We start from the raw sequence: 19,817 nt of genomic DNA, 5'->3' as shown, positions 1-19,817 counted from the left end.
AGAGGTTTGAAGCCAGGGCCCCTTCCGCCGCCGCTTGACGCCGACGCAAACCGAAGTGGACGAGGGCATCCGGAGACGCACTCTCCCCCAGCCTTCGGCCGGGAGGTGCCCCCCAGCGGGCGGTGGTCCTCGCGAAGTGACTGGCGTCAACCGCGCAGAGCTCCGCCTGAAAAGCGGAAGATCGCCGGTTCGACCCCGGCCCTGGCCACCGTGCGAAGAAGGCCCCTAGAAACCGCGTTCACTCTCCGGGGCCTTCTGCATTTCGCACCTTCCCGTGGAACTGCCGCCGACTACGCTGAGAGCCTGGTCGGCTCGCCCGGGAAGGCAACGGAGATGAACCCGGAGCATTTTGCACTGCTGGAGGAAGCCCGCAGAAGCCTGCCTGACGGGTTCAAGGTCGAGATCTCGGGCGACACCATCGTCATGATGGTCAGCCCCTCGGGCATCCACCAGCGAAACCTGCTGGTGGTGCGCCGGCAGTTCGACGCGCACGCCCCGTCCGAGCTGCTGCCGAGCGAGAACACCGACCTGGTCTCGCCGAACACCGGCAAGAGCCGCAATCCCGACCTGACCTACCTCCCGGACGAGGCGCTGGGGACGACCGACAACCAGGTCCCTGCGGAGCTCGCCGCCATCGCCGTCGAGCTGGTCTCCCCCTCCAACCCGGAGAACGACTGGGTGGGGAAGGTACGGGACTACCCGCTCATGGGGATTCCGCTCTACCTGCTGGTCGACGCCCGGCAGAAGACCGTCACCCTGTTCAGCCGGCCGGACGGCACGAAGTACCACCGCCGCGAGGACGTCGACTTCGGCGAGACGCTGCTCATCCCCCGGCCGTTCGACTTCGAACTCGTCACGAGCGCGCTGCTGCCCTACTGACCGGCGGCCAGGTGGGCCGTGAGCCAGTCGGCGGTGGCCGGGAGCCAGTCGGCGAGGGCGTTGCCGAGAAGGTGGTTGCCGTGCGGGACGAGGAGGAGGTCGGCCCCGGGGGCGTGGTGGGCCAGGGGTTCGGCGTTGGTGACGCCGGGGATCCGGTCCTCGCCGCCCTCGACGACCAGGAGCGGGCCGGTGACGGCCGGGGCCAGGCCGGTCAGGTCGATCCGGCGGGCGAAGGCGCGGGCGGCCTCCGGGCTGCCGCAGCGCTGGGCCAGTGTCGCGGTGACGAACGGGACCAGGGCGGCCCAGTCCAGCCGGTAGGGGCCGCTGACCACGGCGGTGGCGCGGACCCGGGGCTCGTGGGCGGCGGTGGTCGCGGCGTAGTAGCCGCCGAGGCTGAGGCCGATCACCCCGACGCGGTCGGCGTCGATGCCGTCCCGGGCCGCCAGGGCGTCGATCACCCGGCCGACCACACGGTGGTAGTCCGGGTCGGGGGCGCTGGTCGCAGCGAGGACGCCCTGGCCCGGGCCGTCCATGGCGAACACGGCCGTGCCCCGGGCGAGCAGCGCCTCGGCGACGGCGTGGAACTCCTCCTTCGCGGAGTCCATCCCCGGCACGACGACCACGACCGGCGCGCGCCCGCCCCCGGCCGGGCGGCGGAGCCAGCCGGCGAACGACGCGCCCTCGATCCGCTCGGCCGCCGGGTCGAGGTGGGCCAGCGCGCGGCGCATCGCCTCGTCCGCCTCCGTGGCGGCGCGGGCGGCGGCCGCCCGGTCGGGGTGCGGGAGCAGCCCGGCGAAGTGGAACCAGCGGGCGGCCGTCCGGTAGGCCTCGCCGGCCGTGTGGTGGCGGCCCTGCGCGGCGGCGCGGCCCGCGGCGTCGAAGTGCCGCCGGCCGGCGGCCCGGCAGGCCTCGGGCCACGCGGGGAGGGACGGCAGCGCGGAGGTGACGCGGGTGTACTCGTGCGGGTCGAGGCCGGCGCCGGTGGCGCGCGGGCGGTTCTCCTCGACGAACGCCGGCAACAGGTCCGGGTGGTCGAGGAAGGAGAGGCCCGGGGCGTCGGTCAGGTCGGTCATGGGGTGAACCTCGCTTCGGTCGGCGGTCAGAAAAGTCAGGGCGGTCAGGGCGGCCAGGGCAGTCAGGGCAGTCAGGGCGGTCAGGACAGGGTGAGGACGGCCTTGCCGCGGATCCGGCGCTCCCGCAGGTCGGTCAGGACGGCTGCGGTCTCCGTCCAGGGCGCGACCCGGCCGATCTCCGGGGTCAGCCGCCCCTCCCCGACCAGGCGGACCAGGGTGGCGAGGTCGTCCCCGTCTGGCACGTCGGAGTCGGCGTAGTGGAAGTGCCGCAGGGTGGCGGATTCCGGGCCGGCGAAGAAGCCGAAGAAGTCGAGCGTCGCGGGCGTCCGGGAGGCCTGGCCGAACCAGATCAGCGTGCCGCGCCGGGCCAGCCGGGCGAGAGCCAGGGGCAGGTTCGGGCCGCCCGTCGACTCCAGCACCACGTCGTACGGGCCGCGCGCCGCGCCGACCTCGTGGACGACCTCCGCCGCGCCCAGCTCGGCCAGCCGGCGGCCGCGCTCGGGCGAGGCCGTGACCACGGTCAGCTCGGCCCCGGCGGCGGTGGCCAGCTCGGTGACGTAGTGGCCGACGCCCCCGGAGGCGCCGGTCAGCAGCACCCGGCGGCCGGCCAGCGCGCCGACGGTGCGCAACAGGCGCAGCGCGGTCAGCCCGGCCAGCGGGAGGGCGGCCGCGCGGACGCTGTCCAGCGCGTCCGGGAGCTCGGCGAGCGAGCCGGTGGGCACGCAGACGTACTCGGCCCAGCCGCCGGCGGGCGGGTGACCGACCACCCGGCGGCAGGCGGCCGGGCCGGAGCCGTCGGCGGCGGCCTGCACGACCAGGCCGGCGATGTCCTTGCCCGGGCGCCAGCCCGGCCGGGGTGCCTCCAGCTGGAAGGTCTCACCGCGGTTCACCGAGAACGCCTCCACCTTCACCAGCGCTTCGCCCGGCCCGGGCCGCGGCTGCTCCACCTCCGCGAACCCGACCACCTCATCCGCCCGCCCGGTCGCTGTCAGCGCCTTCATGGCCCCGCCCTCCCTCGGCCGCCTCGCCGGCCGGTCCGGCCGAGGCGGTGCCCCCAGCAGACCGCGGGCGCCCGGACCCGGTCCAACAACCGCCGGGGTGCGACGACAACCGGCCGTTGTCGCCCCGGGCCCGGCACGTGCGGGTGACACCGGCCGCCGGGCCGCAGAGTCCGCAATGGCCGGGGAGGCCGGTGGTGCGCGCAACCCGGCCCCGTACGCTGGGCAGCCATGGATCTCGATCTCGCCCAGGTCCGGGCCTTCGCCGTGGCGGCCGAGGAGCTGCATTTCGGGCGTGCCGCCGCGCGGTTGGCGATCAGCCAGCAGGCGTTGTCGAAGCGGGTGGCCCGGCTGGAGGCGGTTCTCGGCGCCCGGCTGCTGGACCGGGATGCCCGCGGTGTCGCCCTGACCGGGGCGGGCCGGCGGTTCCTGGAGCCGGCCCGACGGCTGCTCGTCCACGGGGACCACGCGGTGGCAGCGGTGGCCTGCACGCGGCGCCCGTTGCGCATCGACGTCTGGGGGCACCTGTACGCGCCGATGCGGACGGTCGCGCAGGCCGTCGAGGAGGTGTCGGGGCTGGAGGTGGAGCCGGTGCCGGCGCGGGACCTGCCGTCGGTGGCGGCGGCCCTGCTGCGGGGCGAGTCGGACGCGGGGTTCGGCCGGGTGCACCCGCTGCCGGACGGCCGGGACGCGGGGCTGGCGCACCGTCTGGTGCGGCTGGAGCCGGTGGACGCGCTGCTGAGCACCGATCACCCGCTGGCCGGCCGTGACGTGCTGTGCCCGGCCGACCTGCGGGACAGCGTGCTGCGCTACCCGGCCGCGGTGGACCGGCTGGACTTCCTGACCCGGTTCGCCGACCAGTTCGGCATCGCCGGGCGGACCGGTTCCACCAATCTCGGCCTGGAGAACTTCGTGGAGCGGGTCCGCACCGACCCGACCTGCTTCTCCCTCCTCCCCGCCGACTGCCCGCTCCCGGACCTGCCCTCCGCGCCCGGCCGCCCCGGTGTACGGACCGTCCCGCTCGCCGGCCCCACCCCGCTGTACGCCTGGTCACTGGTCTGGCGCGACGGCGACGGCACCGGCGGCGGCGGGCAGCAGCACCCCCAACTGGAGCCGCTGCTGAGGGCGTTCGGCGAGGAGGCGCGGCGCAGCCGCTGGCTGGAGTACGACCCGGCCCGCGACTGGCTGCCCGGCCCCGACCAGGAAGCCCTGGACGCGTAGGCGGAGGGCCACCGGGAGTGGCACGGGAGGCCGGCACGGCGACCCGAGGGGCGGCTGACGGGCGAGCCCCCGACGGCCACCGTGCCCCACCGGCCCCGCGCGCCCGTCCCCCACCCCACCGGCCCCCGCGCGCCCGCCCCACCGGCCCCCGCGCGCCCCCCCGGACGGGGTTCGCACATCCCCCGCGGCGGCTGTGACACTGGAGGGGCTCGAAAACCGAGGTGCGCGCCGCCGCATCTCCTTGCGAACCTAGAGGGATGCCCGCCGTGAGTTCTCCCGCAGTCCAGTCCGCCGACGCCCCCGCCCAGGGGCCCAGCATCGGCGAGCTGGCCGCCCGTCTCCCCGAGCTGACCCTGCGCGACGAGGTGCGGATCGGACGCCGGCTGGAGGGCGCCCGCCGGGTCCGCAAGCCCGACGCGCGCCAGAAGATCGCCGCCGAGATCGCCGGCGACATCGACCGCGCCGAGCTGCTGGTCGAGCAGCGCCGGGCCGCCGTTCCGAAGATCACGTACCCCGCCGAGCTGCCGGTCAGCCAGAAGAAGGACGACATCCTCGCCGCGATCCGCGACCACCAGGTGGTGATCGTGGCGGGCGAGACCGGCTCCGGCAAGACCACCCAGATCCCGAAGATCTGCCTGGAGCTGGGCCGCGGTGTCCGCGGTCTGGTCGGCCACACCCAGCCCCGCCGGATCGCCGCCCGCACGGTGGCCGAGCGCGTCGCCGAGGAGATGAACACCCCGCTCGGCGAGGCGGTCGGCTGGAAGGTCCGGTTCACCGACCAGGTCGGCCCGGACACCCTGGTCAAGCTGATGACGGACGGCATCCTGCTCGCGGAGATCCAGACCGACCGCGAGCTGCGCCAGTACGACACCCTGATCATCGACGAGGCGCACGAGCGCAGCCTCAACATCGACTTCATCCTCGGCTACGTCAAGCAGCTGCTGCCCCGCCGCCCGGACCTCAAGGTCGTCATCACCTCGGCGACCATCGACCCCGAGCGGTTCGCCCGCCACTTCGACGACGCCCCGATCATCGAGGTCTCCGGCCGTACCTATCCGGTCGAGGTCCGCTACCGCCCGATCGTCGACGACGCCGACATCGAGGACGACTCCACCGACGCCGACCGCGACCGCGACCAGATCCAGGCGATCTGCGAGGCCGCCGAGGAGCTCCAGGCCGAGGGCCCGGGCGACATCCTGGTCTTCCTCTCCGGCGAGCGCGAGATCCGTGACACCGCCGACGCGCTCAACAAACTGAAACTGAAGTTCACCGAGGTCCTCCCGCTCTACGCCCGGCTGAGCTCGGCCGAGCAGCACAAGGTCTTCCAGCGCTCCAGCTCCCGCCGGATCGTGCTGGCGACCAACGTCGCCGAGACCAGCCTCACCGTCCCGGGCATCAAGTACGTGATCGACCCGGGCACCGCCCGCATCTCCCGCTACAGCCACCGCACCAAGGTCCAGCGGCTCCCGATCGAGGCCATCAGCCAGGCCAGCGCCAACCAGCGCAAGGGCCGCTGCGGCCGCACCTCGGACGGCATCTGCATCCGGCTGTACTCGGAGGAGGACTTCCTCTCCCGCCCCGAGTTCACCGACGCCGAGATCCTGCGCACCAACCTGGCCTCGGTCATCCTCCAGATGACGGCCGCCGGCCTCGGCGACATCGCCGCCTTCCCGTTCCTGGACCCGCCGGACTCCCGCAACATCAAGGACGGCGTCAGCCTCCTGCACGAGCTCGGCGCCCTCGACCCGGACGAGAAGGACGTCCGCAAGCGCCTCACCCCGCTCGGCCGGCAGCTGGCCCAGCTCCCGGTGGACCCGCGGATGGCCCGCATGGTGCTGGAGGCCGACAAGAACGGCTGCGTCCGCGACGTCATGGTGATCGCCGCCGCGCTCTCCATCCAGGACCCGCGCGAGCGCCCCACCGAGAAGCGCCAGGCCGCCGACGACCGGCACCGCCGCTTCCAGTCCGAGACCTCCGACTTCCTCTCCTACCTGGCCATGTGGCGCTACGTGCGGGAGCAGCAGAAGGAGCTCTCCTCCTCGGCCTTCCGCCGGATGTGCAAGGCCGAGTTCCTCAACTACCTGCGGATACGGGAGTGGCAGGACATCTACTCCCAGCTGCGGACGGTCGCCAAGCAGCTCGGCGTCACGATCGAGGAGCCCCATCCGGACGCCGAGCCCGACGCCGACCGGATCCACCAGTCGCTGCTGGCCGGCCTGCTCTCCCACATCGGCCTGTTCGACGTGGAGAAGCGCGAGTACGGCGGCGCGCGCGGCGCGCGGTTCGCGGTCTTCCCCGGGTCCGGCCTGTTCAAGAAGCCACCGCGCTGGGTGATGTCGGCCGAGCTGGTCGAGACGTCCCGGCTCTGGGCCCGGATCAACGCCAAGATCGAGCCCGAGTGGGTGGAGCCGCTGGCCGGCCACCTGATCAAGCGCAGCTACAGCGAGCCGCACTGGGAGAAGAAGGCCGGCGCGGTGCTGGCGTACGAGAAGGTGACCCTCTACGGGATGCCGGTCGTCGCCCAGCGCAAGGTCAACTACGGCCGGATCGACCCGGAGCTCTGCCGCGAGCTGTTCATCCGCAACGCGCTGGTCGAGGGCGACTGGGAGACCCATCACAAGTTCTTCGGCGAGAACCGCAAGCTGCTCAGCGAGGTCGAGGAGCTGGAGAACCGGGCCCGCCGCCGGGACATCCTGGTGGACGACCAGACCCTGTTCGAGTTCTACGACGGCCGGCTGCCGGACGACATCGTCTCCACCCGGCACTTCGACTCCTGGTGGAAGAAGGCCCGGCACGACCAGCCGGACCTGCTCAACTTCGAGAAGTCGATGCTGATCAACGACGCCGCCGACGGCGTCACCGAGGCGGACTACCCGGACCACTGGCAGCAGGGCAAGCACCGCTTCAAGCTGACCTACCAGTTCGAGCCGGGCAGTGACGCGGACGGCGTGACCGTCCACATCCCGCTGCCGGTGCTCAACCAGGTCACCGCGGAGGGCTTCGACTGGCAGATCCCGGGCCTGCGCGAGGAACTGGTCACCGCCTGGATCAAGTCCCTCCCCAAGGCGGTGCGGCGCAACTTCGTGCCGGCACCGGACTTCGCCAAGGCGGCGCTGCGCCAGGTGAAGGACCGCCAGGAGCCGCTGCTGCCGACCCTGGAGCACATCCTCAAGCGGCTGACGGCGGTTACCGTCCCGCCGGAGGCCTGGGACGACGAGCGGGTGCCGGACCACCTCAAGGTGACCTTCCGGGTGGTGGACGGCCGCAAGAACCTCGCCGAGTCCAAGGACCTGGAGGAGCTGCGGCTGCGGCTGAAGCCCAAGCTGAAGGAGACGCTCTCCTCGGCCGCCTCCGGCCAGGGCATCGAGCAGTCCGGGCTGACCGCCTGGCCCGCCTCGCTCCCCGTCCTCCAGCGCACCTTCGAGCAGCGCTCGCGCGGTCACTCGCTGCGCGCCTACCCGGCGCTGGTGGACGAGCGGGACGCGGTCGGCATCAAGCTGTTCGACACCCCCGAGGCCCAGAGCAGGGCGATGTGGGAGGGCACCCGGCGGCTGCTGATGCTGACCACCACCTCGCCCGCCAAGTCGATCCAGGGCCGGCTGGGCAACCAGGCCAAGCTCGCCCTGTCGTACAACCCGCACGGCTCGATCCCGGCGATGTTCGAGGACGTGGTGGCCTGCGCCACCGACCGGCTGATGACCCTGGCCGGCGGCCCGGCCTGGGACGAGGCGGCCTTCGGCAAGCTGCACGACAAGGTGCGGGCCGACCTCTACGACCTCTCGGCGGACACCACGCTGAAGACGGCGACCGCGCTGATCGCCTTCCACAAGGCGTCGACCCGGCTGAAGTCGGTGAGCAGCCCGGTGCTGCTGACGGCGGTGAACGACATCCGGCTGCACCTGGCCTCGCTGGTGCACTCCGGCTTCGTCACCGAGACCGGCTGGCAGCGGCTGACGGACCTCAAGCGCTACCTGCTGGCGGTGGACCGCCGGCTGGAGGCGCTGCCCAACCACCCGCAGCGGGACGCCCAGCAGCTGCTGAAGGTCCAGCAGGTGCAGCAGGAGTACGGGGAGCTCCTGGCGGCCGTGCCGGCCGGGCAGGAGCCGTCCCCGGAGGTGAAGGCGATCCGCTGGATGATCGAGGAGCTGCGGGTCAGTTTCTTCGCGCAGTCGCTCGGTACGCCGACGCCGGTCTCGGAGAAGCGGATCACCAAGGCGATGGAGGCCGCCAGGGCCACGCTCTGAGCCACCCTCGGGGACCGGCGGCCGTGCCGGTCCCCGAGCCGGTCCCTGAGCTGGGCGGGGGCCCTCAGGAGCCAGTTCGACCTGGGGGCCCACCATGGGCTACGATCTGTCTTGTTCGCAGCGCAGCAAGCAAAGCGAACGGATCAGAAAACTCTGGTCCCGTGGAGCAGTTGGTTAGCTCGCCACCCTGTCAAGGTGGAGGTCGCGGGTTCAAGTCCCGTCGGGATCGCCGTAGCCGAGAGGCCCGGAACCGTTTGGTTCCGGGCCTTTCGCGTTTTGGCCGGGGGCCGTGCACTACCCCGGACTAGGTCTAGACCACAAGTGACAGGCCGTGTGACCGTCGTCACTTATCTTTTCCCGAGACCGGCCGAGCGGACCCCTCTCCAAGGGGTCACTAATTTAATATGTAAAATTGTACTGCTATTAACTGTAAATCCCCCCCACCCCAGAAGCATCGAATCGTTATCCGGAGTTCAACATTCCGGACGGCCGGACGGGAACGGGCGGCGCCACCCCGGCACGCACTCCCGGCGCACACACGGGACGCGGACTCCGGGCACGACAAAGGGGCCGCTTACCGGACCCGGCGGAGTCCGGTAAGCGGCCCCTTTGAAAGAGCCTTCGGCCTATCAGGCCTCGGTGCGCTGAGCGGGAATACCGGCCAGCAGAGCGCGCACCTCCGCCTCGCGGTAACGGCGGTGACCGCCGAGGGTGCGAATGGACGTGAGCTTGCCCGCCTTGGCCCAACGGGTAACCGTCTTGGGGTCCACGCGGAACATGGTGGCGACCTCTGCCGGCGTCAGCAGGGGTTCAGCATCAGGGGTACGAGCGGTCATGAGCGGCCTCCTCGGGAGAACCGAACCAGGGCGGTTCTATCCTTCAAATTCTGCACCTTGGCCCGCGATGCCCGAAATGGCATAGACGGGCCGAGTCGGTTATAGGACGAACGGCTTGTCCTGGTGTCTACAACTACACCATCCGTCCAGCCCTATCGACCAAACCGCCAAAATTGACCCCTCACGGGCTCAAGGCCGACGGATGGCGATGGACCACCCCATAACGGGCAGTCACCTTATAGTGACATCCGGTTACGAGGGGACCAGACCCTCCGTATCCCCGCAAGGCACGCATCGGTTCCAGAACCACCCAAAAGTGGGCACGCTCACGTGAAGTTGGGCTGGTTGTCCCATTTTTGCACATAGGGGTTAGTTCGCGTCAACGGTGAGTAGTGTCACGTTCGACAGGTATTGACCCGAACCAGGACCTTGGTCATGCGGGGTGGGCCGTAGGACCCTTCCAGTCTTACAAGTACCACCGACACCCGGCCCGGCCAGCGATGACGCCCCCTCAGCAGGCACCGCAACCGGCACCGCAGCAAGCCCCGCAACCGGCACCGCAACCCGCAGCACAGCAGGCACCACCGGCACCGGCACCGGCACCGGCCCGGGCTCCGGCCCCCGGGCTCGGTCAGTTCGCGTACCGCAGCGCCAGCACCCGCCGCCAGCGCCCCGTCAGCTCCTCGTACGCCCGCAGCGCCTCCGCCGCGTCCCCCGCCCGCAGCGCCCGCAGCCCGTCCTCCAGCTCCCCCGCCGAACGGTCCGCCAGCAACCGCTCCGGCCCCAGCAGATGCACCAGACCCCCGTAGTCCAGCTCCACCAGCGAGCGCGGGTGGAACTCCTCCAGCCACCGCCCGACCTGCTCCGCCCCGCGCACCAGCTCCCCGTCCGGCACCGCCTCGCGCAGCGCCCGGTACGCCCGGGCCACCCGCCGGCGCGCCTGCGCCATCGGCGTCAGGTAGAACAGCGCCGCCTTCTCCCCCTCCTCCCCGCTCCCCTCCTCCGCCGCGCCCGCCGGCACGAAGCAGCGGTCCTCCTCCCCGAACGGCAGGAACCACCGCACCGGCACCTCCCAGCGGTTGGTCAGGATCCACGGCCGGGCGTCCGGGTGCTCGGCCCGCCAGCGCTCCCGGTCCGCCTCCGCGGCCGCCCGGGTCGCCGGCGGCAGCGCGGTGTCGACCAGCGCCACCGGCGCCCCCGTCCGCAGCTCCTCCAGCGCCTGCCAGCTGCGCAGCCGCGTCGCCCACGGGCAGACGTACAGCACCCCGTCCAGCGAGCGTACGAAGGCCCGGTCGCTCTCCCGCTCCGGCAGCGGCCGCGGCGTCCGGCCGACCAGCTCCGCCAGCGCGGCCCGCTGCTCCTCCAGCACCGCCGCGGCCACCGGCTGCCCGGCCTCCGCCGCGTCCGGGCCGTGCTCCGCCGCGTAGGCCTGCCAGCGTGCCCGGTCCGGCTCCGGGTAGGCGGCCAGCGGCTCGTAGACCCGCAGGTGGGCGGCGTAGGGCGGAAGTACGGAGGTGCGTACGACGGTCACGTTCTGCATCGTCGCACGCACGGGCCCTCCCCCGGGAGGCCTCCGGCCGGGAGCTGTTCGCGGACGCACGCCGCGCACCGCCGTCTCACCACACGGACAACCGCCCCGGGCTCGGACAGAAGGGGCAGATCCCCGGCCCCCTCGCGACTACGCTTCGCCTTAGGCGCCCGCACCACAGCAGCGGGCCTCGGATACTGGAGTCACCACAGTGACCGACGTACAGACCGCATCCGCCACGCACCCCGCACCCGGTGTGCTCAGCAGGATCTTCCGTACCGAGCAGGACGGCGCCCCCGGCGACGGCCACGAGCAGGTCGTCCTCTGCCACGACCGCAGCTCCGGACTCAAGGCGATCATCGCCATCCACTCCACCGCACTGGGCCCGGCCCTCGGCGGCACCCGCTTCTTCCCGTACGCCTCCGAGGAGGCGGCGCTGGAGGACGCGCTGAACCTCTCCCGCGGCATGTCCTACAAGAACGCGCTCGCCGGGCTCGACCTCGGCGGCGGCAAGGCCGTCATCATCGGCGACCCGAACAAGGACAAGAACGAGGCGATGCTCCGCGCCTACGGCCGCTTCGTCGAGTCCCTGCGCGGCCGCTACATCACGGCCTGCGACGTCGGCACCTACGTGCAGGACATGGACGTCATCGCCCGCGAGACCGAGTTCGTCACCGGCCGCTCGCCCGAGAACGGCGGCGCCGGCGACTCGTCGATCCTGACCGCCTTCGGCGTGTTCCAGGGCATGCGCGCCTCCGCCCAGGCCCGCTGGGGCCAGCCGACCCTGCGCGGCAAGCGGGTCGGCGTCGCGGGCGTCGGCAAGGTCGGCCACTACCTGGTCGGCCACCTGGTCGCGGACGGCGCCACCGTCGTCGTCACCGACGTCTCCGAGGCCGCCGTCAACCGCGTGCGCGCCGCTCACCCGGAGGTGGAGGTGGTCGCCGACACCGCCGCCCTGCTCCAGGCCAAGCTGGACGTCTACGCCCCCTGCGCCCTCGGCGGCGCCCTCACCGACAGCTCGGTGGCCGCGCTCGGCGAGCTCGGCACCTCCGTGGTCTGCGGTGCGGCCAACAACCAGCTGGCCCACCCGGGCGTCGAGAAGGACCTCGCCGACCGCGGCATCCTCTACGCCCCGGACTACCTGGTGAACTCGGGCGGCGTGATCCAGGTCGCCGACGAGATCGAGGGCTTCAACTTCGAGCGGGCCAAGAACAAGGCGACCAGGATCTTCGACACCACCCTGGAGATCTTCACCCGGGCCGCCGCCGACGGCGTCCCGCCGGCCGTCGCCGCCGACCGCCTGGCCGAGAAGCGGATGCGCGAGATCAGTGCGCTCCGCTCGGTGCTGCTGCCCGGCGCCCGCCGCGCCTGATCCGGCAGAGCCGTCCGGTGATGCGCGGGGGGCGGTCCCCCTTCCGGCCCGCCGTCGGGCAGGAGGGGCGTCGTCCCCCGCGCATCACAATGTGGAACCGGATTCTCACTTCTGCGCCCGATCGGGTGATCCAAAGCCCCCCTAGGGGGGATAATCGATCCCGGAACGACGGACCTGAGACACCTACGGACAGCGTGCAAAACGCCGCAAAACCTCCCCTGACCTGGGACGACCCGGTCGCGGGTGCAGCCGGTGCGCGCCACGTCACACCGACGACGTACCGTCCAGCGGCAGAAACAGGTACCGTTAATGCTCCAAGGGACGGTTCTCCCCATTCGGGCAGACCGCTCTTGATCATGAACACGTGTCAGACTCGGGGCCGTGAGCCCCATCGTTGAGGGGGTCGACCCATGGGGCGCGGCCGGGCCAAGGCCAAGCAGACGAAGGTCGCCCGCGAGCTGAAGTACAACAGCGGCGGGTTCGACGCCAACCGTCTGTCCAGCGAGCTGGGCGTATCGCCCTCCACCGCCTCGATCGAGCCTGAGCCGATCGAGGAAGAAGAGGACGACGACCCCTACGCGGAGTACGCGGCTCGCTACGCCGACGACGACGAGGACGACGACACCGATTCGGGCACCGGGCCCTCCCAGGCCCGCCGCCGCGCGTAGTCCCAGTCTGGCCTGACCGGCCCGGGCGCCATGGGCGCCGGGGCCGGTTTTCGGCGTTCCCGGCGGGTGGTCCGCCCGAGGGCGACGTACCGGCAGCGCAAGAGGGCCCCTCCGACGGAGGGGCCCTCTTGCCGTGCTCTCAGCGGTCCGCTCAGCCCGCCGTGAAGCCCTCGTACGCGTTGTAGAGCGCCGCACCGCCGTCGTGCTCGTCGGCACGGTCGACGATGTCGCCGAGCAGCCAGGCCTCGACGCCGCGGTCCTCCAGGATCGACAGCACGACGTCCACCGAGTGCGGCGGGACGACCGCGACCATGCCGACGCCCATGTTGAGCGTCTTCTCGATCTCCAGGGTGGCCACCTTGCCGACCTCGGCGACGGTCTGGAAGACCGGCAGCGGGGTCCAGGTGCCGCGGTCCAGGCGGGCGTGCAGGCCGTCCGGGATGACCCGGGCCAGGTTGGCCGCCAGGCCGCCGCCGGTGACGTGCGAGAAGGCGTGGACCTCGGTGGCCCGGGTGAGGGCCAGGCAGTCCAGCGAGTAGATCCGGGTCGGCTCCAGCAGCTCCTCGCCGAGGGTGCGGCCGAACTCCTCGACCTTGCGGTCCAGCTTCCAGCCGGCCTCGTTCAGCAGCACGTGGCGGACCAGCGAGTAGCCGTTGGAGTGCAGGCCGGAGGCGGCCATCGCGATCACCACGTCGCCGGCCCGGACGCGCTCCGCGCCCAGCAGCGCGTCGGCCTCGACCACACCGGTACCGGCGCCCGCGACGTCGTACTCGTCCGGGCCGAGCAGGCCCGGGTGCTCGGCGGTCTCGCCGCCGACGAGGGCGCAGCCGGCCAGCGCGCAGCCCTCGGCGATGCCCTTGACGATCGCGGCGACCCGCTCCGGCACGACCTTGCCGACGCAGATGTAGTCGGTCATGAACAGCGGCTCGGCGCCGCACACGACCAGGTCGTCCACGACCATGCCGACCAGGTCGTGGCCGATGGTGTCGTGCTTGTCCATGGCGGCGGCGATGGCGACCTTGGTGCCCACACCGTCGGTGGCCGAGGCCAGCAGCGGCCGCTCGTAGCGCTTGAAGGCGGACGCGTCGAAGAGCCCGGCGAAGCCGCCGAGGCCGCCGACCACCTCGGGGCGGCTCGCCTTCTTCACCCACTGCTTCATGAGCTCGACGGCGCGGTCGCCCGCCTCGATGTCGACGCCGGCGGCGGCGTAGGTGGCGCCGTTCTGGTTCGTGGTCACTGCGGTGCGGCCCTTTCGGGTCTGTGCCCCCGCGGGTCTTGGTGCCCTCGTGGGTCAGGGGGATGGAACAGCGGTGGGGCCCCGGGTTCCGGGACCCCACCGTCGGGTCGTTACGGGCGGCGCAGGGCGTCGGCCGCGCCCGCTCCGCCGAGCAGGGACTGGACGCCGTCCAGGTCGCTGCCGCTGGTCGGCTTGCCGCGGACCGCCGGGGGCTGCTGGCTGCCCTTGATCTCGGCCTCCAGGAGGAGCTTGCCGAGCAGCGCCGGGTCGGGCAGCTCCATCGGGTACTCCCCGTCGAAGCAGGCCCGGCAGAGCCGGTCCTTCGGCTGCTTGGTGGCCTCGATCATGCCGTCGATCGAGATGTAGGAGAGGGAGTCCGCACCGAGGGTGCGGCCGATCTCCTCGATGGTCATGCCGTTGGCGATCAGCTCCGCGCGGGTGGCGAAGTCGATGCCGAAGAAGCAGGGCCACTTCACCGGCGGCGAGGAGATCCGGATGTGAACCTCGGCCGCGCCGGCCTCGCGCAGCATCTTCACCAGCGCGCGCTGGGTGTTGCCGCGGACGATCGAGTCGTCCACGACCACCAGGCGCTTGCCCTGGATGACCTCGCGCAGCGGGTTGAGCTTGAGCCGGATGCCCAGCTGGCGAATGGTCTGGCTGGGCTGGATGAAGGTGCGGCCCACGTAGGCGTTCTTCACCAGGCCGGAGCCGTACGGGATCCCGCTGGCCTCGGCGTAGCCGATGGCGGCCGGCGTGCCGGACTCCGGAGTGGCTATCACCAGGTCGGCCTCGACGGGCGCCTCGGCGGCCAGCCTGCGGCCCATCTCCACGCGGGAGAGGTGCACGTTGCGGCCGGCGATGGAGGTGTCGGGGCGGGCCAGGTAGACGTACTCGAAGACGCAGCCCTTGGGCTTGGCCTCGGCGAAGCGGGAGGTCCGCATGCCGTTCTCGTCGATGGCGATGAGCTCGCCGGGCTCGACCTCTCGGATGAAGGAGGCGCCGCAGATGTCGAGCGCCGCCGTCTCGGAGGCGACGACCCAGCCGCGCTCCAGCCGGCCGAGCACCAGCGGGCGGATGCCCTGCGGGTCACGGGCGGCGTAGAGCGTGTGCTCGTCCATGAAGACGAGTGAGAACGCGCCCTTGACCTTGGGCAGGACCAGCTTGGCCGTCTCCTCGATGGAGAGGTCCGGGTGGCCTGCGAGCAGGGCGGTCACCAGGTCGGTGTCGTTGGTCGCGGCCGTCCGGCCCGAGCGGGAGACGTGCTCCTCGCCGGGGAGTTCGGCGACCATGGCCGCCAGTTCGGCGGTGTTCACCAGGTTTCCGTTGTGCCCGAGGGCCAGCGAACCGTGAACGGTCGCCCGGAAGGTCGGCTGGGCGTTCTCCCAGACCGAGGAACCGGTGGTCGAGTAGCGGGCGTGTCCGACGGCGATATGCCCGTGCAACGACCCCAGGGAGGCCTCGTCGAAGACCTGGGAGACAAGTCCCATGTCCTTGAAGACGAGAATCTGGGAGCCGTTGCTCACTGCGATGCCCGCGGATTCCTGACCGCGGTGCTGCAGGGCGTAAAGGCCGAAGAACGTGAGCTTGGCGACCTCCTCGCCGGGAGCCCAGACACCGAAGACGCCGCAAGCGTCCTGGGGGCCTTTCTCACCGGGAAGAAGATCGTGGTTGAGTCTTCCGTCACCACGTGGCACGCCTTCGAGTCTAGGGCAGTTGGCACGGGCTTCCGGAACCCGGGCGGCCGGGATTGTTGGGCGATCCTTTGGCAACGCGCGTAGACAAAACCCCTTACCCGGTGCGGATTTCGGGAGGGCGGAATTCGGCCGAGGGGCGCTTGGCCTTGCGGTTCGCGCCCGTTGGTGCGCTGCCGGTGCGTCTCCGGCGCGTTCCGTGTGCGGACGGCGCGCAGGTGAACAGCCGGGAACGTGAGCCTGCTCACCCGGCCTCCGTCCAGGCTCAGACCGCGGGCAGCAGCAGCCCCCAGGCGCCCGGGTGGACCGTCCAGGTGCGGGCGCGGACCGGGCCCACCGGGTGGCCGTCGGCCTCGTAGCCGAACCCGCGCCCGACCACCGAGACGCTCGCCGCCCGGGCGCGCACCAGTGCGCCCGGCGCGCGGACGACGATCTCCATCACGCCGGCGCCGACCGCGTCTCCGGCCGGCAGGGTCACCTGGACCACCCGGACCGGGCGGTGGACGTCGGCGAGGAGCTTTCCGTCGGCCTCGATGCGGAGCCGGGAGCTGTGCTCGGCCCTGCCGGTGCCCCCGGCACCTCCGGCCACTCCGGTCGCTCCGGTCGCTCCGGCTTCGGAGGTGAGCGAGGTCCCCTGCTCGGCCGCAGCCAGTTTCGCCCATAGCGAACGCCAGCCACCCGTTCGGCCCACCACCCGGCGGGCGCCGCTCCCGGAGATCCGCACCCCGCCGAGCGCCACCCCGCCGCCGTCGTCCACCAGCAGGTCGAGCTTGCGCGGCACGCCCGAGAGCACCGCCCGCGCCGCCGGCACCGGCTCCCCCGGAACGCCCAGCGCACGGGCCGCCACCAGCTCGTTCGCCCGGCCCACCGGAACCATGCCCACCGGGTCCGCTCCCAGCTCACGCTGGCGGTACAGGGCCTGGAGCACCCGTTGCAGTGCAAGATCGGAACCGATCACCACCGGTCGCCGCCGACCCCGGTGCGAAAGCACCCGGTCGAGCTCGGACGGGCTCTCCGGATACGCCACCTTGACGTCCGCACCTCCGCAGAGGACGTCCTTCGCGATCCGCACCGACTCGCCGTCGGTCTGCCGGGCCGCCGGGTCGAGGAGCAGCAGGAGCGGCTCGGGGCCGCCGGTTGCAGGCGTGGACAGGGACGACACGACCGGTCCTTCCTCAGGTAATCTCTCGGTGCAAGAGCCCCTTGCGCTATTGCGCCAGGGGCTTCGTCTATCTCGGGGCAGACTGCGGCCTACGCAGGATGCCCCAACCGGAAGGGGTGTACGCCTGTGCCGGCACTCGTGCTCGTTGGCGCTCAGTGGGGGGACGAGGGCAAGGGGAAGGCGACCGACCTCCTCGGTGGCTCCGTCGACTACGTCGTCCGCTACCAGGGCGGCAACAACGCCGGTCACACGGTGGTCATCGGCGACCAGAAGTATGCCCTGCATCTGCTCCCTTCCGGCATCCTCAGCCCGAATGTGACGCCGGTGATCGGCAACGGCGTCGTCATCGACCCGGGCGTGCTGCTCTCCGAGCTGGGCGGCCTGAACGAGCGCGGCATCGACACCTCCAAGCTGCTGATCTCGGGCAACGCCCACCTGATCACGCCGTACCACCGCACCCTGGACAAGGTCACCGAGCGCTTCCTCGGCAAGCGCCGGATCGGCACCACCGGCCGCGGCATCGGCCCGACCTACGCGGACAAGATCAACCGCGTCGGCATCCGCGTGCAGGACCTCTTCGACGAGTCGATCCTGCAGCAGAAGATCGAAGCCGCGCTGCACGACAAGAACCAGCTGCTGGTCAAGCTCTACAACCGCCGCGCCATCCCGGCCGAGCTGGTGCTGGAGGAGTACCTCGGCTACGCGGACAAGATCAAGCCGTTCCTGGCCGACACCACGCTCGTCCTGGACGAGGCGCTGAAGGCCGGCAAGGTCGTCCTGCTGGAGGGCGGCCAGGGCACCCTGCTCGACGTCGACCACGGCACGTACCCCTTCGTGACCTCGTCGAACCCGACCGCGGGCGGCGCCTGCACCGGCGCCGGCATCGGCCCGACCAAGATCGACCGGGTCATCGGCATCCTGAAGGCGTACACCACCCGCGTCGGCTCGGGCCCGTTCCCGACCGAGCTGCTGGACGCCGACGGCGAGGCCCTGCGCCGGATCGGCGGCGAGCGCGGTGTCACCACCGGCCGCGACCGCCGCTGCGGCTGGTTCGACGCGGTGATCGCGCGCTACGCGACCCGGGTCAACGGCCTCACCGACTTCTTCCTCACCAAGCTGGACGTGCTGACCGGCTGGGAGCAGATCCCGGTCTGCGTCGCGTACGAGATCGACGGCAAGCGCGTCGAGGAGCTCCCGTACAACCAGTCCGACTTCCACCACGCCAAGCCGATCTACGAGACGCTGCCGGGCTGGACCGAGGACATCAGCAAGGCGAAGACCTTCGCCGACCTGCCGAAGAACGCGCAGGCGTACGTGAAGGCCCTGGAGGAGATGTCCGGCGCGCCGATCTCGGCGATCGGCGTCGGCCCGGGCCGGACCGAGACGATCGAGATCAACTCGTTCATCTGAGCTGCCTGAGAAAGGCCCTGCGGGACTCGGCGTCCCGCAGGGCCTTCTTCACGCTCGGAAAGTTCTGCACTAGTGCAATAAACCATTGCATCTAGTGCAGAGTGGCGCTACTTTCGGGATCATGACTGCGAAGCTGCCTGCACCTGTGACCCTGACCGGCCGCCACGTCCGCCTGGAGCCGCTGAGCCGGGACCACCTCCCCGACCTCTGGGCCACCGTGGGGCCGGACCCGGACGTCTGGCGCTGGATCCCGTTCCTCCCGCCGGCCACCGAGGAGGAGCTCGGCGCGATCCTCGACGTCCGGCTCGACGAGGTGGCGGCGGGGAACGCCGTGAAGTTCGCGGTGATCGACCTCTCGAGCGGTCGCGCCGTCGGCATCACCGGCTACTACGACTTCAACGCCGTCGACGAGCTGGTCGAGATCGGCGGCACCTGGTACGCGCAGTCGGTGTGGCGGACGGCGATCAACACCGAGTCCAAGCTGCTGCTGCTCGTCCACGCCTTCGAGGAGCTGGGCATGGGCCGGGTGATGTGGAAGACGGACGCGCTCAACGACCGCTCGCGCAACGCCATCCAGCGGCTGGGCGCGCAGTACGAGGGCACCCACCGGCGGGAGAAGCTGCGGGCCAACGGGGTGTGGCGGGACACCGCCTACTTCTCGATGCTCGCCGACGAGTGGCCGGCCGCACGCGAGCGCCTGACCGAGCGGCTGACCGCCGGATAGCCGCACACCTGCTGCTCAGCACTGACGGACGAGCCGTCCGAGGCCAAGTCCCTTGTGACAGTGCGCCTTTCGCGCGGCTGATGGCTCGCGGTGATCTGTGCGAGGACTCCGACATAGACCACGGAGACGAAGAGACCCGCCAACGCCACGACATCCATCAGCCACCGACCGCCGCAACTGCCCAGACTGCCTTGCCGTACGACCCGATGAGTTCCACACCCCACTCATCGGCAAGCGCGTCCACGAGGTCAAGCCCCCGCCCGCTCGTTCGGGCGCCATCCGACGTACGCCGGATGATCGGATCGACGGAGGCGTCGGAAACGGTGATGTAGAGCCTCCCGCAACGGAGTTCGAGAATGACGGTCGGGGGGCCGTCGCCGTGCACCAGGGCGTTGGTGACCAGCTCGGAGAGGATGAGGCAGGGGGCGTCGGGGTCCAGGCCGATGGTGCGGAGGGTGTCCCGGAGGAGCCGGCGGAGCGCCCCGACCATCTCCGGGACGGCCGGCGGGAAGAGGTCGGGCCGGAACTCGCGGACGGGGTCGGATTCGAGCGGGCGCATGAGGGGAAGCAACATCGACTGTCTCCAGTCCAGTTGAGGTGAGGGTGTTGATGAAGGGCCATCCACCCGTGGCCTGCCCCCGCCGACGATGAGACGAGCGCAGGCGTCGGCAGCCTGCACCTACCCATCCGGGGTGCACTTCGGGCTTTATGGGGATCCGTCAGATCCTTCGCCGCCGACGCTAGGGCCAATAGGGCAAGACTTGCTACTGAACT

Annotated in this window: 15 protein-coding genes and 2 tRNA genes; 9 read left to right on the top strand and 8 right to left on the bottom strand. The window is 71.5% G+C overall.

Annotated elements, in window-relative coordinates; all coding sequences use genetic code 11:
- Window positions 1-118 precede the first annotated feature (118 nt).
- Both ACZ5WK_RS10220 and ACZ5WK_RS10215 read left to right on the top strand, forming a co-directional pair.
- Window positions 119-208 (top strand) — tRNA-Phe (locus tag ACZ5WK_RS10220).
- Between the two features lie 125 nt (window positions 209-333).
- The gene (locus ACZ5WK_RS10215; protein WP_465546787.1) at window positions 334-879 is read left to right on the top strand and encodes a Uma2 family endonuclease; all 546 of its coding nucleotides are present in this window, start codon (window positions 334-336) and stop codon (window positions 877-879) included.
- On the opposite strand, the gene ACZ5WK_RS10210 is transcribed toward ACZ5WK_RS10215, so the two are convergent.
- Together ACZ5WK_RS10210 and ACZ5WK_RS10205 are read right to left on the bottom strand one after the other, a co-directional pair.
- The gene (locus ACZ5WK_RS10210) at window positions 873-1,952 is read right to left on the bottom strand and encodes an alpha/beta hydrolase family protein (RefSeq protein ID WP_465546785.1); all 1,080 of its coding nucleotides are present in this window, start codon (window positions 1,950-1,952) and stop codon (window positions 873-875) included. The two genes, ACZ5WK_RS10215 and ACZ5WK_RS10210, sit on opposite strands and share 7 nt — an antisense overlap.
- 80 nt (window positions 1,953-2,032) lie before the next feature.
- Window positions 2,033-2,953, bottom strand: coding sequence for a zinc-binding dehydrogenase (locus ACZ5WK_RS10205; RefSeq protein ID WP_465546783.1), 921 nt, complete (start codon window positions 2,951-2,953; stop codon window positions 2,033-2,035).
- Window positions 2,954-3,181: 228 nt separating this feature from the next.
- Here ACZ5WK_RS10205 and ACZ5WK_RS10200 point away from each other — a divergent pair, with 228 nt between their 5' ends.
- The 3 genes from ACZ5WK_RS10200 to ACZ5WK_RS10190 all read left to right on the top strand — a co-directional run bounded on the left by ACZ5WK_RS10200 (window position 3,182) and on the right by ACZ5WK_RS10190 (window position 8,644).
- Window positions 3,182-4,171 carry a LysR family transcriptional regulator gene (locus ACZ5WK_RS10200; RefSeq protein ID WP_465546781.1) on the top strand — a complete coding sequence of 330 codons (990 nt, stop codon included), beginning with the start codon at window positions 3,182-3,184 and terminating at the stop codon, window positions 4,169-4,171.
- Between the two features lie 257 nt (window positions 4,172-4,428).
- Window positions 4,429-8,415 (top strand): ATP-dependent RNA helicase HrpA, encoded by a 3,987-nt coding sequence (gene hrpA, locus ACZ5WK_RS10195; protein ID WP_465546779.1) that lies wholly within the window; start codon window positions 4,429-4,431, stop codon window positions 8,413-8,415.
- A gap of 155 nt (window positions 8,416-8,570) precedes the next feature.
- Window positions 8,571-8,644, top strand: a tRNA-Asp gene (locus ACZ5WK_RS10190).
- 400 nt (window positions 8,645-9,044) lie between these two features.
- Here ACZ5WK_RS10190 and bldC read toward each other — a convergent pair.
- Together bldC and ACZ5WK_RS10180 are read right to left on the bottom strand one after the other, a co-directional pair.
- Window positions 9,045-9,251 (bottom strand): developmental transcriptional regulator BldC, encoded by a 207-nt coding sequence (gene bldC / locus ACZ5WK_RS10185; protein ID WP_014137253.1) that lies wholly within the window; start codon window positions 9,249-9,251, stop codon window positions 9,045-9,047.
- A 631-nt stretch (window positions 9,252-9,882) separates the two neighbouring features.
- Window positions 9,883-10,803 (bottom strand): DUF8083 family protein, encoded by a 921-nt coding sequence (locus ACZ5WK_RS10180; RefSeq protein WP_465546777.1) that lies wholly within the window; start codon window positions 10,801-10,803, stop codon window positions 9,883-9,885.
- Between the two features lie 187 nt (window positions 10,804-10,990).
- Between ACZ5WK_RS10180 and ACZ5WK_RS10175 the strand changes: the two genes are divergently transcribed.
- Both ACZ5WK_RS10175 and ACZ5WK_RS10170 read left to right on the top strand, forming a co-directional pair.
- Window positions 10,991-12,151 (top strand): Glu/Leu/Phe/Val dehydrogenase dimerization domain-containing protein, encoded by a 1,161-nt coding sequence (locus ACZ5WK_RS10175; RefSeq protein ID WP_465546775.1) that lies wholly within the window; start codon window positions 10,991-10,993, stop codon window positions 12,149-12,151.
- Between the two features lie 410 nt (window positions 12,152-12,561).
- Window positions 12,562-12,819 (top strand): DUF3073 domain-containing protein, encoded by a 258-nt coding sequence (locus ACZ5WK_RS10170; RefSeq protein ID WP_465546773.1) that lies wholly within the window; start codon window positions 12,562-12,564, stop codon window positions 12,817-12,819.
- 151 nt (window positions 12,820-12,970) lie between these two features.
- Here ACZ5WK_RS10170 and purM read toward each other — a convergent pair whose 3' ends face one another.
- The 3 genes from purM to ACZ5WK_RS10155 form a co-directional block, all read right to left on the bottom strand.
- The gene (gene purM / locus ACZ5WK_RS10165) at window positions 12,971-14,056 is read right to left on the bottom strand and encodes a phosphoribosylformylglycinamidine cyclo-ligase (protein WP_396324681.1); all 1,086 of its coding nucleotides are present in this window, start codon (window positions 14,054-14,056) and stop codon (window positions 12,971-12,973) included.
- Window positions 14,057-14,166: 110 nt separating this feature from the next.
- A complete protein-coding gene (purF, locus tag ACZ5WK_RS10160; protein ID WP_396324682.1) occupies window positions 14,167-15,750 on the bottom strand; it encodes an amidophosphoribosyltransferase in 1,584 nt (527 codons plus the stop codon).
- Between the two features lie 262 nt (window positions 15,751-16,012).
- On the bottom strand, window positions 16,013-16,909 hold the full coding sequence (locus ACZ5WK_RS10155) for a diacylglycerol kinase family protein (protein WP_396324683.1): 897 nt from the start codon (window positions 16,907-16,909) through the stop codon (window positions 16,013-16,015).
- A 126-nt stretch (window positions 16,910-17,035) separates the two neighbouring features.
- On the opposite strand from ACZ5WK_RS10155, the gene ACZ5WK_RS10150 reads away from it, so the two are divergent.
- The gene (locus ACZ5WK_RS10150; RefSeq protein WP_396324685.1) at window positions 17,036-18,319 is read left to right on the top strand and encodes an adenylosuccinate synthase; all 1,284 of its coding nucleotides are present in this window, start codon (window positions 17,036-17,038) and stop codon (window positions 18,317-18,319) included.
- Window positions 18,320-18,440: 121 nt separating this feature from the next.
- Window positions 18,441-19,043, top strand: coding sequence for a GNAT family N-acetyltransferase (locus ACZ5WK_RS10145; RefSeq protein WP_465546769.1), 603 nt, complete (start codon window positions 18,441-18,443; stop codon window positions 19,041-19,043).
- 157 nt (window positions 19,044-19,200) lie between these two features.
- Here ACZ5WK_RS10145 and ACZ5WK_RS10140 read toward each other — a convergent pair whose 3' ends face one another.
- Complete coding sequence (locus ACZ5WK_RS10140) at window positions 19,201-19,602, bottom strand: ATP-binding protein (RefSeq protein ID WP_465546767.1); 402 nt, start codon at window positions 19,600-19,602, stop codon at window positions 19,201-19,203.
- Between the last annotated feature and the right edge of the window lie 215 nt (window positions 19,603-19,817).

Source organism: Kitasatospora sp. NPDC032757, assembly GCF_055579305.1.
Note: the sequence above shows the minus strand (reverse complement) of the source record. Positions and strands in the feature narration are given on the sequence as shown.

What these genes read in the sequence shown, in the direction of transcription:
- ACZ5WK_RS10205 (WP_465546783.1), bottom strand. Translation starts at nt 2,953, where the DNA reads ATGAAGGCGCTGACAGCGACCGGGCGGGCGGATGAGGTGGTCGGGTTC.
- ACZ5WK_RS10140 (WP_465546767.1), bottom strand. Translation starts at nt 19,602, where the DNA reads ATGCGCCCGCTCGAATCCGACCCCGTCCGCGAGTTCCGGCCCGACCTC.
- ACZ5WK_RS10170 (WP_465546773.1), top strand. Translation starts at nt 12,562, where the DNA reads ATGGGGCGCGGCCGGGCCAAGGCCAAGCAGACGAAGGTCGCCCGCGAG.
- bldC (WP_014137253.1), bottom strand. Translation starts at nt 9,251, where the DNA reads ATGACCGCTCGTACCCCTGATGCTGAACCCCTGCTGACGCCGGCAGAG.
- ACZ5WK_RS10200 (WP_465546781.1), top strand. Translation starts at nt 3,182, where the DNA reads ATGGATCTCGATCTCGCCCAGGTCCGGGCCTTCGCCGTGGCGGCCGAG.
- hrpA (WP_465546779.1), top strand. Translation starts at nt 4,429, where the DNA reads ATGCCCGCCGTGAGTTCTCCCGCAGTCCAGTCCGCCGACGCCCCCGCC.
- ACZ5WK_RS10210 (WP_465546785.1), bottom strand. Translation starts at nt 1,952, where the DNA reads ATGACCGACCTGACCGACGCCCCGGGCCTCTCCTTCCTCGACCACCCG.
- ACZ5WK_RS10145 (WP_465546769.1), top strand. Translation starts at nt 18,441, where the DNA reads ATGACTGCGAAGCTGCCTGCACCTGTGACCCTGACCGGCCGCCACGTC.
- ACZ5WK_RS10215 (WP_465546787.1), top strand. Translation starts at nt 334, where the DNA reads ATGAACCCGGAGCATTTTGCACTGCTGGAGGAAGCCCGCAGAAGCCTG.